The organism is Arthrobacter sp. UYNi723, assembly GCF_054057635.1.
Genome location: NZ_JBSRZM010000085.1, coordinates 1 through 1,232 on the forward strand (window position 1 = coordinate 1; position 1,232 = coordinate 1,232).

At 62.0% G+C, this 1,232-nt stretch carries 1 protein-coding gene and 1 pseudogene; one reads left to right on the forward strand and one right to left on the reverse strand.

What is annotated here, in order from left to right:
• A pseudogene (locus ACVWY0_RS22305) lies at window positions 1–311 on the reverse strand (serine hydroxymethyltransferase); the annotation flags it as partial.
• Between the two features lie 158 nt (window positions 312–469).
• Here ACVWY0_RS22305 and ACVWY0_RS22310 point away from each other — a divergent pair.
• Complete coding sequence (locus ACVWY0_RS22310; RefSeq protein WP_485838634.1) at window positions 470–1,141, forward strand: GntR family transcriptional regulator; 672 nt, start codon at window positions 470–472, stop codon at window positions 1,139–1,141.
• The last annotated feature ends 91 nt before the right edge of the window (window positions 1,142–1,232 follow it).

Consider the following 1,232-nt stretch of genomic DNA (forward strand, 5'->3'; position numbering starts at 1 on the left):
GCGTTGGCCTGCGCGCCTGAATGCGGCTGCACGTTCGCGAATTCAGCGCCGAAGAGGGCCTTAACACGGTCGATGGCGAGCTGTTCGATGACGTCCACGTGCTCGCAGCCGCCGTAGTAGCGCTTGCCGGGATAGCCCTCGGCGTACTTGTTCGTCAGGACCGAGCCCTGCGCCTCCATGACGGCGGACGGGGCGAAATTCTCCGAGGCGATCATTTCCAGCGTTGACTGCTGGCGGACCAGCTCATTGTTAATGGCCTGCTGGACCTCGGGATCGACTGCGGAAAGTCGATCGTTCAACTGCTCAACCACGGATGCTCCTTTGAAATACCACTGTTGTAATAACTGATATATCAGTGTTGGCTCAATGGTATGATTGGAATCACACAATAGTCAATAGCCGGTGGCAAGATGGCCTCGAGCTTCCGGTTGGAAGTCGAAGCCGCACAAGCGAAGAATGGAGCGGCGCCTTGAATGCACTTCCTGTACTGCCTCCCGCCGAGGTTGAAGCGCCGTCGCAGGCGGAGGCCGCCTACCGGCAGCTGCGCGACAAGCTGATCATGCTCGAAATCCGCCCCGGCGAGCCGATCAATGACGGGCAGTTGGCGGCAGAGCTGGGCTTCGGCCGCACGCCGGTGCGAGAGGCCATCAAGCGGCTGGAGGTAGACCATCTGGTGGTGTCCTATCCGCGCCGCGGTACTTTTGCCACGAATGTGGACTTCACGGAGCTGGCCGATGTCTCGGCGATCCGGGAAGTTCTGGAGCCGCTGGCCGCGCGCCGAGCGGCCAACAGGGCAAGCGAGTCCATGCGCCGTGAACTGCTGCAGGTCGCTGATGCCATTGCGAAGCTGGATCCCAACCCGGGGGAGACGCGCGACCTCATGAGGTACGACCTGACGGTTCACCGGCTGATCTACAAGGCGGCCGCCAACCCGCACCTGGAAGACACGCTGATCCGCTACGACAACCTGGCTACGCGCATCTGGTGCCTGGTCCTGGACAAGGTCCCATCGGTCAGTGGCCACATCACCGAGCACGTGGACCTGCTCAAGGCGGTGGCCGCGGGCGACGCCGACAGGGCGGCCGAGCTTGCCCTGCACCACGTCACCAGCTTTGAGGAAACCATCCGCAAGGTGCTCTAGGTGCGTGGGTCGGTAATTGTTTGAGGGTTCCTCAGGTTTGAGCCGTAACGGCCCGAGGCCGGTTTCCTTGTCTTGGAAAGGGGCCGGCCTT